The organism is Tepidiforma bonchosmolovskayae (genome assembly GCF_008838325.1).
Classification (GTDB): domain Bacteria; phylum Chloroflexota; class Dehalococcoidia; order Tepidiformales; family Tepidiformaceae; genus Tepidiforma; species Tepidiforma bonchosmolovskayae.
The window spans coordinates 1,861,828-1,874,913 of sequence record NZ_CP042829.1 but is presented as its reverse complement, the minus strand read 5'-3'; the positions used below and the strand labels follow the sequence as shown (position 1 = coordinate 1,874,913).

Below are 13,086 nucleotides of genomic sequence, written 5' to 3'. Positions count from 1 at the left end.
GTCAGCTTCCCTTCTCCGCGGACTGCCGGGATTCGCTGGCGGTGATGACGGTGGCGGTGCCGCCGGCGGCTTCGATGCGGGCCTTCGCGGTGGCGCTGAAGGCGTGAGCGGCGACGGTAAGCTTCCGGGTGAGCTCGCCGCGGCCGAGGATCTTCACCGGTTCGCGGAGGTGTTTGAGGATGCCGGCGGCCTTGAGGGTCTCGGGGGTGACGGTGGCGCCGTCGTCGAAGCGCTCAAGGGCTTCGAGGTTGACGGGCTGGAAGGGCACGCGCCACTTGTTGTTGAAGCCGCGGAGGACGTGGAACTTGCGGGAGATGGGGAACTGCCCGCCTTCGAACGCGTCGTAGGCGAGCTTCTTGCCGGAGCGGGAGCGCTGGCCTTTGAGGCCGCGGCCGGCGTAGGTGCCGTGGCCGCTGGAGTTGCCGCGCCCGACGCGCTTCCTGGCGTGGGTGGCGCCGCGCGGGGGCCGGAGATTGTGGGCACCGAGCATCAGGCGCCTCCTTCCTTGACATCGATGAGGTGGCTGACCTTGGCAATCATGCCGCGGATGGCGGGGCTGTCTTCGACCTCGACCGACTGCTGGAGGCGGCGGAGGCCGAGCTTGCGGATGGTGTCTTTCTGTTCCTTGTTGTAGCCGATGGCGCTCTTGCGCCAGGTAACGGTGAGGCGAGCCATCTCACTGTTCTCCACGGGCGATGGCGAGGCGGCGTTCGCGGGCGCCATCGGTATCCTGCAGGGTTGCGAGGCCGCGGATGGTGGCCTGGGCGACATTGATCGGGTTGCGGGAGCCGAAGGTCTTGGCAAGGACGTCGGTGACGCCGGCGGCTTCCATGATGGAGCGAACGGCGCCGCCGGCGATGACGCCGGTACCGTGGCTGGCAGGCTTGAGCATGACCTTGGCGGCCTTGAACCGGACCCAGACGGGGTGGCTGATGGTGCCGCCCTTCATGGGGATGCGGACCATATTGCGGCGCGCCTGGGCGGAGCCTTTGCGGATCGCCTCGGGCACCTCGTTCGCCTTGCCCAGGCCGACGCCGACGGAGCCGCGGCCATCGCCGACGACGACGAGGGCCGAGAAGCTGAACCGGCGGCCGCCCTTGACGACCTTGGCGACACGGTTGATGTAGATGACCTTTTCGGAGATATCCTCCGGGCCGGGCTGTTCGAACCGTTCCGGGCGATTGTCGGCCATTTAGAACCCCAATCCCGCTTCGCGCGCGGCTTCGGCGAGCGCGCGGACGCGTCCGTGATAGAGGAAGCCGCCGCGGTCGAACACGACGGTTTCGATGCCTTTGGCGCGGGCGCGTTCGGCGATGATGGTGCCGACCAGCGCCGCGCGCTCGGTCTTGGTCTTGCCCTTTGCCTGTTCAGCGATGGCAGGCTCGACGTCGCTCGCAGCAACGAGCGTGCGGCCGACGGTATCGTCGATGACCTGGGCATAGATGTGCTGGGCGCTGCGGAAGACGTTGAGGCGCGGCCGCTGCGGGGTGCCCGAGACTTTCTTGCGGACGCGCAGGTGGCGGCGCTTGCGTGCGAGGACGCTGGTGGTGGTGCTCATTTCTTGCCAACCTTCCCGGACTTGCCGGCCTTGCGCCGGACGCGCTCGCCGAGGTAGCGGATGCCCTTGCCCTTGTAGGGCTCCGGGGGACGGATCTTGCGGATGTTGGCGGCTACCTGGCCGACGCGCTCCTTATCGATGCCTTCGACGGTGATGCGCGGGCCATCGACGCTGAACTTGATGCCCTCGGGCGGGTTGACGATGACGGGGTGGGAGAAGCCGAGGGCGAGCTGGAGGGCGGAGCCCTGGAGCTGGGCGCGGTAGCCGACGCCCTGCACTTCGAGGACCTTCGTGAACCCGGTGGTTACGCCGGTGACCATGTTGGCGAGGAGCGTCCGGGAGAGGCCGTGGAGGGCGCGCGAATCGCCTTCGTCGTCGGGGCGGGTGACGGTGATGACGCCGTCTTCCCGCTGGAAGGAGATGGCCGGCGGGAACTGGCGGGAGAGTTCGCCCTTCGGCCCTTTCACGACGACGCGGTTGTGTTCGTCGATGGTGATGGTGACGTTGGGCGGGACGGGAACGGGTTGTCGGCCGATACGTGACATCGGTACAGGCCCCCTTACCAGACGTAGCAGAGAAGCTCGCCGCCGACCTGCTGCCGGCGGGCTTCCTGCCCGGACATCACGCCCTTGGGCGTGGAGAGGATGGCAATGCCGAGGCCGCCGTAGACGCGCGGGATTTCGCGGCGCTGGACATAGACGCGGAGGCCCGGCTTGGAGACGCGCTGCAGACCGTTGAGGACGGGCTGTTTGCGGCCGCTGTAGCTGAGCTCGACGCGGAGGTTGGGCTGGGGTTTGCCCGGCTCCTCGATGACCTGATAGTCGCGGATGAAGCCCTCTTCCTTGAGGACTTTTGCGATGGCGATTTTCATCCTGGAGGCGGGGATGTTCACGACGTCGTGCCGCGCGGCGTTCGCGTTGCGGATGCGCGTGAGCATGTCAGCAATGGGGTCACTAACGGTCATGTGCGATCTCCCCCTGGCGTTTGCTTGCGCACTTACCAGCTGGACTTGGTGACTCCGGGGAGGAGGCCCCGGTGGGCGTATTCGCGCATGGTGATGCGCGAGAGGCCGAACTTGCGGATATAGGCGCGCGGGCGGCCGGTGACGAGGCAGCGGTTATGGAGCCGGGTGGGGCTGCTGTTGAGCGGCAGCTTGCGCAGTTCGGCGTAGATTTCGGCGACGCGCTTGGGGTCGCCCCAGGCCTTCTTCAGTTCGGCTTTGAGGGCGACGCGCTTGCCGGCGTACTTCTCGTAGAGTTCGCGGCGGCGGAGGTCGCGGTTGACGATGCCTTTTGATGCCATCGCGGTGCTCCTAGTTCTTGCGGAAGGGCATGCCCATGAGTTCGAGGAGGCGGCGCCCTTCTTCATCGGTTTTGGCGGTGGTGACGATGGTGACCTGGAGGCCGCGGACCTTATCGACGCGGTCGTAATCGACCTCCGGGAAGATGAGCTGTTCGCGCAGGCCGAGGCTGTAGTTGCCGCGGCCGTCGAAGGCGTTGGGGTTGAGACCCTGGAAGTCGCGGATGCGCGGCAGGGCGGCGGCGATGAGCCGGTCGAGGAACTCGTACATGCGGTCGCCGCGGAGGGTTGCGGCGACGCCGATGGGGTTGCCGGCGCGGAGGCGGAAGTTGGCGATGGAGCGCTTGGCGCGGGTGATGACGGGCTTCTGGCCGGTGATCGCCATGATCTGCTCGGCAGTCCGGTCGAGCGCATTGGCGTCCTGCAGGGCTTCGCCGAGGCCGACGTTGACGGCGACCTTAGTGATGCGGGGGATCTGCATGACGTTGCGGTACCCGAACTGCTGCTGCAGGGCGGGGGCAACTTCCTTCTGGTACTTCTCTTTCAGGCGGGGCGGCATTATTCGATGTCCTCTCCGCTGCGTTTGCCGACCCGGACGAGGGTGCCATCTTCGCGCCGCCGGAAGGTGACGCGGGTGGGCTGGTCGGTGTTCGGGTCGATCAGCATGACGTTGCTGATGTGGATGGGCGCTTCGCGCTCGACGATCTGGGAGGCCTGGCCGGGCTGGCGGGCGCGCATGTGCTTTTTGACGATGTTGACGCCTTCGACAATCACCCGGTTGTGCTTGGTGATGACCTGGCGCACGGTGCCGCGCTTGCCGCGGTCTTTGCCGGCGATGACGACGACCTTATCGCCCTTCTTGATCTTGGCCGGCATTAGAGCACCTCCGGCGCGAGGGAGACGATTTTCATGAAGTTGCGGTCGCGCAGTTCGCGGGCGACGGGCCCGAAGATGCGGGTGCCGCGGGGGTTTTCGCCGTCGTTGGCGAGGAGGACGGCGGCGTTGTCATCGAAGCGGATGTAGGAGCCGTCGGGGCGGCCGTACTCCTTGGCGACGCGGACGACGACGGCCTTGACGACGTCGCCCTTTTTGATGTTGCCGTGGGGCTGGGCCGACTTGACGGAGGCGACGATGACATCGCCGGGGCGGGCGTAGCGCCGCTTGCTGCCGCCGAGGACGCGGATGCAGAGCAGGGAGCGCGCCCCGGAGTTATCGGCAACTTTGAGGCGGGTTTCCTGCTGGATCACGCGCTCACCTCCGACTTGGGTGCGACCTGGGTTGTCGCTTCGATCTCGCGGCCGATGGTTTCGGGTGCGACCTCGGCGACATCACCGCGGCTGACGATTTCGATGACGCGCCAGCGCTTCTCCTTGGAGAGCGGGCGGCATTCCTGGATGCGGACGACGTCGCCGAGGCGGCACTCATTGTTTTCGTCGTGGGCCTTGTAGCGGCCGGTGACGGTGACGACTTTGTGGTAGAGCCGGTGGGTTTTCTTCCGTTCGACGGCGACGACGACGGTCTTCTGCATTTTGTTGGAAACGACGGTGCCCTGGAGGACGCGCTGGCTACCCATGGGCCTTCTCCTGTTCGGCGAGCGCGGCGAGCTGGCGTTCGCGCTTGATGGTGCGGAGCCGGGCGATGGTGCGGCGTGCATCCCGCAGGGCCCGGTAGTTTTCCAGCTGCCGGGAGGCGTGCTGGAAGCGGAGGGTGAAGAGCGCCCGGTAGGCCTCGTTGATTTCGTGGTCGAGCCGGGCATCGTCGAGCTGACGGTAGTCCTGGGCTTTCTTTGCCATCTCAGATCACCGCCTCTTCGCGTCGGACGATCTTGGTCGGCACGGGGAGCTTGTGGGCGGCGAGGCGGAGGGCCTCTTTGGCCACGGGCTCGGGCACCCCGGCGACTTCGAACATGATGCGGTTAGGCTTGACGACGGCGACCCAGCGGTCGGGTGCGCCCTTGCCGGAGCCCATGCGGGTTTCGGCGGGTTTCGCCGTGACGGGCTTGTCGGGGAAGATGCGGATCCAGACCTTGCCGCCGCGCTTCATTTCGTGGGTGATGGCGCGGCGGGCGGATTCGATGTGGCGGGCATCGATCCAGGCAGCGCCCTGGGCCTGGAGCCCCCACTCGCCGAAGGCGACGTAGTTGCCGGCCTGGGCGGAGCCATCCATCCGGCCGCGGTGCTGCTTGCGGTGCTTGACGCGTCGTGGCTGCAGCATCAGTGAGCCCCCTCGGTGGATTCGCGGACGGCGGCCTGCTGCTCCATGGAGATGGCGGTATGGGCCGGGCCGTCGGGTTCGGCAGCGCGGGGCGCGACGAGCGCGGGCTCGGGGGCGGGCTCTTCGGCGGCGCGCTCGGCGCGCTGGGGGAGGACATCGCCCTTGTAGATCCAGACTTTGACGCCGATGGTGCCGAAGGTGGTGAGGGCTTCGGCGAGGCCGTAGTCGATATCGGCGCGGAGGGTATGGCGCGGGACGCGGCCCTGGGTTTCGGTTTCGCGCCGGGACATTTCAGCGCCGCCGAGCCGCCCGGAGATGGTGATCCGGCAGCCGCGGGCGCCGCGCTGCATGGTGCGCTGGACGGCCTGCTTGATGGCGCGCCGGAAGGCGACGCGCCGCTCGAGCTGGTCGGCGACGGAGCGGGCAACGAGGTAGGCGTCGAGCTCGGGGACGCGGATTTCCTGGATGTTTACGCGGACGCGTCCGCCGGTGTAGCGCTCGAGCGTGTTGCGGAGCTCCTCGACCTTGGCGCCGCCGCGGCCGATGACGATGCCGGGTTTGGCGGTGTGGATGGTGATGGTGGTGAGGTTCGCGTTCCGGTCGATTTCGATGCGGCTGATGGCGGCATCGCGCAGCTCACGCAGGACGAAGTTGCGGAGGTCGATGTCCTGGTGGAGCTTCTGGGTGTAGTCGCGGTCGGCGAACCACTTCGATTCCCAGTCGTAGAGGATGCCGAGGCGGAAGCCGTGGGGGTGGACTTTCTGGCCCATGGGCTAGGCCTCCCTCTGGTCGAGGATGATGGTGATGTGGCTGGAGCGCTTGAGGATGGGGCTGACCCGGCCCCGGGAGCGCGGCCGGAAGCGCTTGAGGGTGCGACCCTCATCGGCGTAGGCGCGCTTGATGTAGAGCTCGTCCACATCGAGGTTGTAGTTGTTCTCTGCGTTGGCGGCGGCAGAGAGCACCGTCTTGGAGATGGTGCGGGCGTGGGGAGAGGGCACGTAGCGGAGGAGCGCCAGGGCCTGGTCCACGGAGAGGCCGGGCAGGCGTTCGAGGATGAGGCGCACCTTGCGGGGGGATGCGGGCATGCCGCGGGTAACGGCTCGGACTTCCATGGCTACCGCCTCACCTTGCTCTGCTTATCGCTCTTGGCGACGTGGCCGCGGAAGGTGCGGGTCGGCGCGAATTCGCCGAGCCGGTGGCCGACCATGTTCTCGGTGATGAAGACGGGCACGTGGCGCCGGCCGTCGTGGACGGCGATGGTGAGCCCGATCATCTCCGGGAGGATGGTGGACGCCCGGGACCAGGTCTTGATGACCGTCCGGTTCTGGGCGTTCCGCATGGCCATCACCTTCTTTTCGAGCTTGGGATGGACAAACGGGCCTTTCTTGGTCGAACGGGACATGTCGTGCTCCTCTCCTACGACCTGCGCCGCACGATGTACTTATCGGTGCGCTTGTTGTTGCGGGTGCGGTAGCCGAGGGCCGGCTTGCCCCACGGGGTTTTGGGCCCGGGCATGCCGACGGGTGCGCGGCCTTCGCCGCCGCCGTGCGGATGGTCGCGCGGGTTCATGACGGCGCCGCGGACTTCGGGCCGGCGGCCGCGGTGGCGGCTGCGGCCGGCCTTGCCGAGCTTGATGAGGGAGTGCTCGAGGTTGCCGACCTGGCCGACGGTGGCCATGCATTCGATGCGCACGCGCCGCATTTCGCCGCTGGGCAGGCGGACGAGGGCGTACTCGCCCTCCTTGGCCATGAGCTGGGCGGCGGCGCCGGCGCTGCGGACGAGCTGGCCGCCCTTGCCGGGGGTGAGTTCGATGTTGTGGATCTGGGTGCCGGTGGGCATGTTGGCGAGGGGCAGGGCGTTGCCCACGCGGACCTCGGCATCGGGGCCGCTGACGAGCGTGGCACCGACGGTGAGGCCGTTCGGCGCGAGGATGTACCGCTTTTCGCCGTCAGCGTACTGGAGGAGCGCGATGCGGGCGGTGCGGTTCGGGTCGTACTCGATGGCGACGACCCTGGCAGGGATGCCGTGCTTCTCGCGCTTCCAGTCGATGATGCGGTAGAGCCGGCGGTTGCCGCCGCCGCGGTGGCGGACGGTGATGCGGCCCTGGTTATTGCGGCCGGCCGACTTCTTCCGGAGGGAGACGACGAGCGACTTCTCCGGGCGTTCTTTGGTGATATCGGCGAAGGTATCGCCGCTGGCGTTGCGGCGGCCGGGGGACGTGGGCTTGTACTGCTTAATCGGCATGGCCTAGACCCCCTCGAACAGTTCGATTTTGTCGCCCGGGACGAGCGTGACGATCGCCTTCTTCCAGTTCGGCCGGTGCACGACGCGGCGACCGAAACGGCGGGGCTTGCCTTTCATCGTGATGGTGTTGACGTCGGCAACACGGACGTTGAAGGCGAGCTGGACGGCTTCTTTGATCTGGGCCTTGTTGGCCCGCGGGTCGACCTCGAAGACGTACTTGTCCTGGCTGGCCAGGATGGTCGACTTCTCGGTGATGATCGGCCGGATGAGGACGGCGTAGGGATGGAGTTCGTTCGGCATCAGACTGCCTCCCGGGTGCGGCCGCGCTGCGGCTTGACGTTGGCGCCGCCCCAGAGCGCCTCGCACTTGCGGACGGCGTCTTCGCTCATCACGACGTGGTGGGCGTTGAGGAGGTCGACGACGTTCAGGTTCTGCGCGGGCAGCGCTTTGACGTTTTCGATATTGCGGGCGGCGCGGGTGAGTTCGGGGTTGTGCTCGCCGCTGACGATGATGGCCCGGCGATCGACCTTGAGGGCATCGAGGACCGCCTGGACGGTGCGCGTCTTGCCGTCCGGGGCGGCGAGGCCATCGACGACGAGCAGGCTGCCGTTCTGCGCGTGGTTGCTGAGGGCGGAGCGCAGGGCGAGCCGCTTCATCGTGCGGGGGAGCTGCTTCGCGAAGCTGTGCGGCTTGGGGCCGTGGGCCGAGCCGCCGCCGACGTGGTGCGGCGCGCGGATGGAGCCCTGGCGGGAGCGGCCGAGGCCCTTCTGGCGCCGGATTTTGATGGTGGAGCCGGCGACTTCGCCCCGGCGCTTGGTGTTCGCGAGGCCGGCGCGCCGGTTGGCCATCTGGGCGACGTAGGCCTGGTGGAGCACGGCGCCGTTCGGCTCGATCGCGAACACCTCATCGGCGGCATCGATTTCGCGGATGCGGTTGCCTGCGGTATCGAAGACGGGAAGCTTCATTTCGATACCTTCCTTGCCTTGCGGATGCGGACGAGGCCGCCCTTCGGGCCGGGCACGGAGCCAGCAACGAAGATGATCCCCGCCTCGTCGTTGCGGGTGACGACCTCGAGGTTGCGGACGGTCACGCGCTCGGCGCCCATGTGGCCGGCCATGCGGGTGCCTTTGAGGACGCGGCCCGGGGTGGTGCCTGAGCCGATGGAGCCGGGGGCGCGATGGCGGTCGCTCTGGCCGTGGGTGCGGGGGCCGCCCCGGAAGCCGTGGCGCTTGACGCCGCCCTGGTAGCCGCGGCCCTTGGAGGTTCCGGTGACATCGACGCGGCTGCCGACTTCGAAGAGCTCGACGCCGAGGCGGTCGCCGAGGCTGTAGGTTGCGGTGCCGTCGGTGCGGAACTCGGCGAGGTGGCGGAGCTTCAGGCCGCCGGCGGCGCGGAGGTGGCCGGTCTCGGGCTTATTGAGGCGGCGGTCCTCCTGGTAGCCGACCTGGATGGCGCTGTAGCCGTCCTTCTCGGGGGTGCGGATGAGCGTGACGTAGCAGGGGCCCACCTCCACGGCGGTGACGCCGCGCAGCCTGCCCTGTGCGTCGAAGACCTGGGTTGTCCCCAGTTTGCGGCCGAGCATTCCTTCGATGGTCATGGCGGTCACAGCTTGATCTCGATGTCGACTCCGCTGGGGAGCTGGAGCCGCATGAGGGTGTCAACGGTTTTGGAGGTGGGCTCGATGATGTCGATCAGCCGCTTGTGGGTGCGGATTTCGAACTGCTCGCGGCCGTCCTTGTGAATGTGGGGGCCGCGGATGACGGTGAACTTCTCGATGGAGGTCGGAAGCGGGACCGGCCCGGCGACGGCCGCGCCAGTCCGCTCTGCCGCCTCCACGATCTGCCGCGCCGACTGGTCGAGCAGGCGGTGGTCGAAGGCTTTGAGCTTGATGCGGATTTGTTGTCGTGCCATGGTGCCGGTCCCCTCGGGTGTCCTGTGCCTCAGGCGAGGATCTTGGTGACGACGCCGGCGCCGACGGTGCGGCCGCCTTCGCGGATGGCGAAGCGGAGGCCGTCTTCGATGGCGACGGGCTGGATGAGTTCGACGGTCATGGTGATGTTGTCGCCGGGCATGACCATTTCGACGCCCTCGGGCAGGTGGATGGTGCCGGTGACGTCGGTGGTGCGGACGTAGAACTGGGGCCGGTAGCCGTTGAAGAACGGGGTGTGGCGCCCGCCCTCTTCCTTGGAGAGGACGTACACCTGGGCCTCGAACTTCGTGTGCGGCTTGATGCTCCCCGGCTTGCAGAGCACCTGCCCGCGCTCCACCTCATCCCGCTCGATGCCGCGCAGGAGGCAGCCGACGTTGTCGCCCGCCTGGCCTTCGTCCAGCATCTTCTTGAACATCTCGACGCCCGTGACGGTCGTCTTCTTCGTCTCCCGCAGGCCGACGATCTCCACTTCGTCGCCGACCTTCACCACCCCGCGCTCGATCCGGCCGGTCACCACCGTGCCGCGCCCCTTGATGCCGAAAACGTCCTCGATCGGCATCAGGAACGGCTTATCGAGCGGCCGCACCGGCGTCGGGATGTAGTTGTCGACCGCATCCATCAGCTCCCAGATGCACTTGTACTCGGGCGCATTCGGGTCGGTCGAGGTCGACTCCAGCGCCTTCAGCGCCGAGCCGCGGATGATCGGCACCTCATCGCCCGGGAAGCCCTGCGAGGTCAGGAGCTCCCGCAGCTCCAGCTCCACCAGCTCGAGGAGCTCCGGGTCCTCCATCATGTCCACCTTGTTCAGGAAGACGACCAGCGCCGGCACTTCCACCTGCCGCGCCAGGAGGACGTGCTCCCGCGTCTGCGGCATCGGCCCCTCGGGCGCGGCCACCACCAGGATCGCCCCGTCCATCTGGGCCGCACCCGTGATCATGTTCTTGATGTAGTCCGCATGGCCCGGGCAGTCGACGTGCGCGTAGTGCCGCTTGTCGGTCTCGTACTCCACGTGCGCAATCGCAATCGTGATGCCGCGCGCACGCTCCTCCGGCGCATTGTCGATCGAGTCGAACGGCCGGTACTCCGCTTCCCCCTTCAGGGCGAGCACCTTCGTGATCGCCGCCGTCAACGACGTCTTCCCGTGGTCAACGTGCCCGATCGTCCCTACGTTGACGTGCGGTTTCGTCCTCTCAAATTTCGCCTTCGCCATGGTATCTATCCTTTCCTGCTTGCCCGGGTGGGCGGTGGTTGATGGTTAGCCGACAGCCTGCTTGACGAGCGTGGCCGCGATGTTCTTGGGGACCTCTTCGTAGTGGTCGAACTCCATGCTGTAGCTGGCGCGCCCCTGAGTGATGGAGCGGAGTTCGGTGGAGTAGCCAAAGGTCTCGGCGAGCGGGACCATGGCGTGCACAATCTGCGTTTTGCCCATCGATTCCGTGCCGAGGATCATGCCGCGGCGGCTGTTGATGTCGCCGACGACAGCGCCGAAGTACTCCTCGGGGCAGCGGACCTCGACCTTCATGATCGGTTCGAGGAGGATCGGGCCGGCCTTCTTGATGGCCTCTTTGACGCCGATGGAGCCGGCGTTCTTGAAGGCCATTTCCGAGGAGTCGACGGGGTGGTAGGAGCCGTCGACGAGGGCGACCTTGATATCGAGGACGGGGTAGCCGGCCACGACGCCGCCCTGGAGCGCTTCCTTCACGCCCTGCTGGACGGCGGGGATGTATTCCTTCGGGACGGCGCCGCCGACGATCCGGTTTTCGAAGACGAAGCCCTGGCCGCGCTCGAGCGGCTCGACCTCGAGGACGACGACGCCGTACTGGCCGCGGCCGCCGGACTGGCGGACGAAGCGGCCTTCGGCCTTCGCCGGGCGGGTGATGGCCTCGCGGTAGGAGACCTGGGGCCGGCCGACGTTCGCCTCGACTTTGTGCTCGCGCTTCATGCGGTCGACGATGACTTCGAGGTGGAGCTCGCCCATGCCGGAGATGATGGTCTGGCCGGCCTCCTCATCGAAGGTCCAGTGGAAGGTGGGGTCTTCCTCGGCCATCTTCGAGAGGGCGGTGGCGAGCTTGTCCTGGTCTTCCTTGCTCTTCGGTTCGAGGGCGACGCGGATGACGGGCTCGGGGAACTGGATGCTCTCGAGGATGATGGGGGCATCGGGCGCGCAGAGGGTGTCGCCGGTGAAGGTCTGCTTCAGGCCGACGGCCGCGCAGATGCCGCCCGCGCCCATCTCGGTGATCTCTTCGCGCTGGTTGGCGTGCATCTGGAGGAGGCGGCCGATGCGCTCGCGCTCCTGCTTGGTGGAGTTGAGCACCGTCTCGCCGGCCTTGAGGACGCCGGAGTAAACGCGGATGTAGGCGAGGCGGCCGACGTAGGGGTCGGAGACGATTTTGAACGCGATCGCAGCGAGCGGCTCGTCGTCGGCGGCGTGCCGGACGACTTCGCCGCCGTTCTTGGGGTCGACGCCCTTGACCGGCGGGATATCGAGCGGGCTGGGGAGGTAGTCGACGACGGCGTCGAGCATGAGCTGGACGCCCTTGTTCTTGAGCGCGGAGCCGCAGAGGACGGGCTGGGCGAGGCTGTGGAGGGTGGCGCGGCGGATGGCCGTCTTCAATTCGTGGACGCCGATCTCGTGGCCTTCGAGGTAGGCGATGGCGATCTGGTCGTCGACGTTGCCGATGCCTTCGATGAGCTGCTCGCGGGCCTGTTCGGCGGCTTCGCGGAGGTGCGCCGGGATTTCGCGGCGCTCGGGCTTATCGCCTTTTTCGCCGCCGAACCACCACCAGCACATTTCGATGAGGTCGATGCAGCCGTCGAAATCAGATTCGGCGCCGACCGGGATCTGGATCGGGACGGGGTTGGCGCCGAGGCGGTCCTTCATCATTTCGACGGTCCGCCAGAAGTCGGCGCCGACGCGGTCCATCTTGTTGACGAAGGCGATCCGGGGGACGCCATAGCGGTCGGCCTGGCGCCACACGGTTTCGGACTGGGGTTCGACGCCGGCGACGGCATCGAAGACGACGACGCCGCCGTCGAGGACGCGGAGGGAGCGCTCGACCTCGGCGGTGAAGTCGACGTGGCCGGGGGTATCGATGAGGTTGATCTGGTGGTCGCGCCACTCGCAGGTAGTGGCGGCGGCAGTGATGGTGATGCCGCGTTCGCGCTCCTGCTCCATCCAGTCCATGGTGGCGGCGCCTTCATGGACTTCGCCGAGCTTATACGTCTTGCCCGTGTAGAAGAGGATGCGCTCGGACACGGTGGTCTTGCCCGCGTCGATGTGGGCAATGATGCCGATGTTCCGGATGCGTTCGAGGTCGGCGTTGCGGGGCATGGGACTCCTGGCTTACCAGCGGTAATGGACGAAGGCGCGGTTGGCCTCCGCCATCCGGTGGGTATCGTCGCGGCGCTTGATCGCGGCGCCCGTGCCGTTGGCAGCATCGAGGAGCTCGGCGGCGAGCTTTTCGCTCATGGAGCGGCCGTTGCGATTGCGGGCGGCGTTGAGGATCCAGCGCATGGCGAGGGCGATGCGGCGGTCGGGCCGGATTTCGACGGGCACCTGGTAGGTGGCGCCGCCGACCCGGCGGGGCTTGACTTCGAGGACCGGCGTGGCCTGGCGGATGGCCTGCTGGAACACGTCGAGCGGGTCGCGGCCGGTCTGGTTCTGGATCCGCTCGAGCGCGCCGTAGACGACCTTCTCGGCGACGCTCTTCTTGCCACGCCGCATGAGCTTATTGATGAAGATCTGCAGGTGGACGTTGCCGTAGCGGGGGTCGGGCGGGATGGGGCGTTTCTCAGGCTTGGTGCGTCGGGCCATGGGTGGACTCCGGGATACTTCCTTGGC

Annotated in this window: 24 protein-coding genes; all 24 read right to left on the bottom strand. The window is 67.4% G+C overall.

Going from position 1 to position 13,086, the window contains the following annotated elements; all coding sequences use genetic code 11:
- Position 1: 1 nt before the first annotated feature.
- The 24 genes from rplO to rpsG are packed head-to-tail and all read right to left on the bottom strand — an operon-like array spanning position 2 to position 13,059.
- A complete protein-coding gene (rplO, locus tag Tbon_RS09480; RefSeq protein ID WP_158067476.1) occupies positions 2-490 on the bottom strand; it encodes a 50S ribosomal protein L15 in 489 nt (162 codons plus the stop codon).
- The gene (rpmD, locus tag Tbon_RS09475) at positions 490-675 is read right to left on the bottom strand and encodes a 50S ribosomal protein L30 (RefSeq protein WP_158067475.1); all 186 of its coding nucleotides are present in this window, start codon (positions 673-675) and stop codon (positions 490-492) included. Before rpmD ends, rplO begins: the two co-directional genes overlap by 1 nt.
- A 1-nt stretch (position 676) precedes the next feature.
- Complete coding sequence (gene rpsE, locus Tbon_RS09470; RefSeq protein WP_158067474.1) at positions 677-1,192, bottom strand: 30S ribosomal protein S5; 516 nt, start codon at positions 1,190-1,192, stop codon at positions 677-679.
- Positions 1,193-1,558 carry a 50S ribosomal protein L18 gene (gene rplR / locus Tbon_RS09465; protein WP_158067473.1) on the bottom strand — a complete coding sequence of 122 codons (366 nt, stop codon included), beginning with the start codon at positions 1,556-1,558 and terminating at the stop codon, positions 1,193-1,195.
- On the bottom strand, positions 1,555-2,103 hold the full coding sequence (gene rplF, locus Tbon_RS09460; protein ID WP_158067472.1) for a 50S ribosomal protein L6: 549 nt from the start codon (positions 2,101-2,103) through the stop codon (positions 1,555-1,557). Before rplF ends, rplR begins: the two co-directional genes overlap by 4 nt.
- A gap of 14 nt (positions 2,104-2,117) precedes the next feature.
- Positions 2,118-2,522, bottom strand: a complete 405-nt coding sequence (gene rpsH, locus Tbon_RS09455) for a 30S ribosomal protein S8 (protein ID WP_158067471.1) — start codon at positions 2,520-2,522, stop codon at positions 2,118-2,120.
- A gap of 32 nt (positions 2,523-2,554) precedes the next feature.
- On the bottom strand, positions 2,555-2,860 hold the full coding sequence (gene rpsN / locus Tbon_RS09450; RefSeq protein ID WP_158067470.1) for a 30S ribosomal protein S14: 306 nt from the start codon (positions 2,858-2,860) through the stop codon (positions 2,555-2,557).
- 10 nt (positions 2,861-2,870) lie between these two features.
- A complete protein-coding gene (gene rplE / locus Tbon_RS09445) occupies positions 2,871-3,416 on the bottom strand; it encodes a 50S ribosomal protein L5 (RefSeq protein ID WP_158067469.1) in 546 nt (181 codons plus the stop codon).
- Complete coding sequence (gene rplX / locus Tbon_RS09440; RefSeq protein WP_158067468.1) at positions 3,416-3,733, bottom strand: 50S ribosomal protein L24; 318 nt, start codon at positions 3,731-3,733, stop codon at positions 3,416-3,418. Before rplX ends, rplE begins: the two co-directional genes overlap by 1 nt.
- The gene (gene rplN / locus Tbon_RS09435) at positions 3,733-4,104 is read right to left on the bottom strand and encodes a 50S ribosomal protein L14 (protein ID WP_098504674.1); all 372 of its coding nucleotides are present in this window, start codon (positions 4,102-4,104) and stop codon (positions 3,733-3,735) included. Before rplN ends, rplX begins: the two co-directional genes overlap by 1 nt.
- Positions 4,101-4,430 (bottom strand): 30S ribosomal protein S17, encoded by a 330-nt coding sequence (rpsQ, locus tag Tbon_RS09430; RefSeq protein WP_158067467.1) that lies wholly within the window; start codon positions 4,428-4,430, stop codon positions 4,101-4,103. Before rpsQ ends, rplN begins: the two co-directional genes overlap by 4 nt.
- On the bottom strand, positions 4,423-4,650 hold the full coding sequence (gene rpmC / locus Tbon_RS09425; RefSeq protein WP_158067466.1) for a 50S ribosomal protein L29: 228 nt from the start codon (positions 4,648-4,650) through the stop codon (positions 4,423-4,425). The genes rpsQ and rpmC overlap by 8 nt, the downstream gene beginning before the upstream one ends.
- 1 nt (position 4,651) lies before the next feature.
- Positions 4,652-5,071 carry a 50S ribosomal protein L16 gene (rplP, locus tag Tbon_RS09420; RefSeq protein ID WP_098504677.1) on the bottom strand — a complete coding sequence of 140 codons (420 nt, stop codon included), beginning with the start codon at positions 5,069-5,071 and terminating at the stop codon, positions 4,652-4,654.
- Positions 5,071-5,841 (bottom strand): 30S ribosomal protein S3, encoded by a 771-nt coding sequence (gene rpsC / locus Tbon_RS09415; protein WP_158067465.1) that lies wholly within the window; start codon positions 5,839-5,841, stop codon positions 5,071-5,073. Before rpsC ends, rplP begins: the two co-directional genes overlap by 1 nt.
- 3 nt (positions 5,842-5,844) lie before the next feature.
- Complete coding sequence (rplV, locus tag Tbon_RS09410; protein ID WP_098504679.1) at positions 5,845-6,183, bottom strand: 50S ribosomal protein L22; 339 nt, start codon at positions 6,181-6,183, stop codon at positions 5,845-5,847.
- Between the two features lie 2 nt (positions 6,184-6,185).
- Positions 6,186-6,473 carry a 30S ribosomal protein S19 gene (gene rpsS, locus Tbon_RS09405; protein ID WP_098504680.1) on the bottom strand — a complete coding sequence of 96 codons (288 nt, stop codon included), beginning with the start codon at positions 6,471-6,473 and terminating at the stop codon, positions 6,186-6,188.
- 14 nt (positions 6,474-6,487) lie between these two features.
- A complete protein-coding gene (rplB, locus tag Tbon_RS09400) occupies positions 6,488-7,315 on the bottom strand; it encodes a 50S ribosomal protein L2 (RefSeq protein ID WP_158067464.1) in 828 nt (275 codons plus the stop codon).
- 3 nt (positions 7,316-7,318) lie between these two features.
- Entirely contained in the window at positions 7,319-7,615 is a 297-nt protein-coding gene (gene rplW / locus Tbon_RS09395) for a 50S ribosomal protein L23 (RefSeq protein WP_158067463.1), read from the bottom strand.
- Positions 7,615-8,280, bottom strand: coding sequence for a 50S ribosomal protein L4 (gene rplD / locus Tbon_RS09390; protein WP_158067462.1), 666 nt, complete (start codon positions 8,278-8,280; stop codon positions 7,615-7,617). The genes rplW and rplD overlap by 1 nt, the downstream gene beginning before the upstream one ends.
- The gene (rplC, locus tag Tbon_RS09385; protein ID WP_158067461.1) at positions 8,277-8,912 is read right to left on the bottom strand and encodes a 50S ribosomal protein L3; all 636 of its coding nucleotides are present in this window, start codon (positions 8,910-8,912) and stop codon (positions 8,277-8,279) included. The genes rplD and rplC overlap by 4 nt, the downstream gene beginning before the upstream one ends.
- A 5-nt stretch (positions 8,913-8,917) precedes the next feature.
- Positions 8,918-9,226 (bottom strand): 30S ribosomal protein S10, encoded by a 309-nt coding sequence (gene rpsJ / locus Tbon_RS09380; RefSeq protein WP_098504685.1) that lies wholly within the window; start codon positions 9,224-9,226, stop codon positions 8,918-8,920.
- A gap of 29 nt (positions 9,227-9,255) precedes the next feature.
- The gene (tuf, locus tag Tbon_RS09375) at positions 9,256-10,455 is read right to left on the bottom strand and encodes an elongation factor Tu (RefSeq protein ID WP_158065949.1); all 1,200 of its coding nucleotides are present in this window, start codon (positions 10,453-10,455) and stop codon (positions 9,256-9,258) included.
- Between the two features lie 45 nt (positions 10,456-10,500).
- A complete protein-coding gene (fusA, locus tag Tbon_RS09370) occupies positions 10,501-12,576 on the bottom strand; it encodes an elongation factor G (protein WP_158067460.1) in 2,076 nt (691 codons plus the stop codon).
- 12 nt (positions 12,577-12,588) lie between these two features.
- Complete coding sequence (gene rpsG / locus Tbon_RS09365) at positions 12,589-13,059, bottom strand: 30S ribosomal protein S7 (RefSeq protein WP_158067459.1); 471 nt, start codon at positions 13,057-13,059, stop codon at positions 12,589-12,591.
- Between the last annotated feature and the right edge of the window lie 27 nt (positions 13,060-13,086).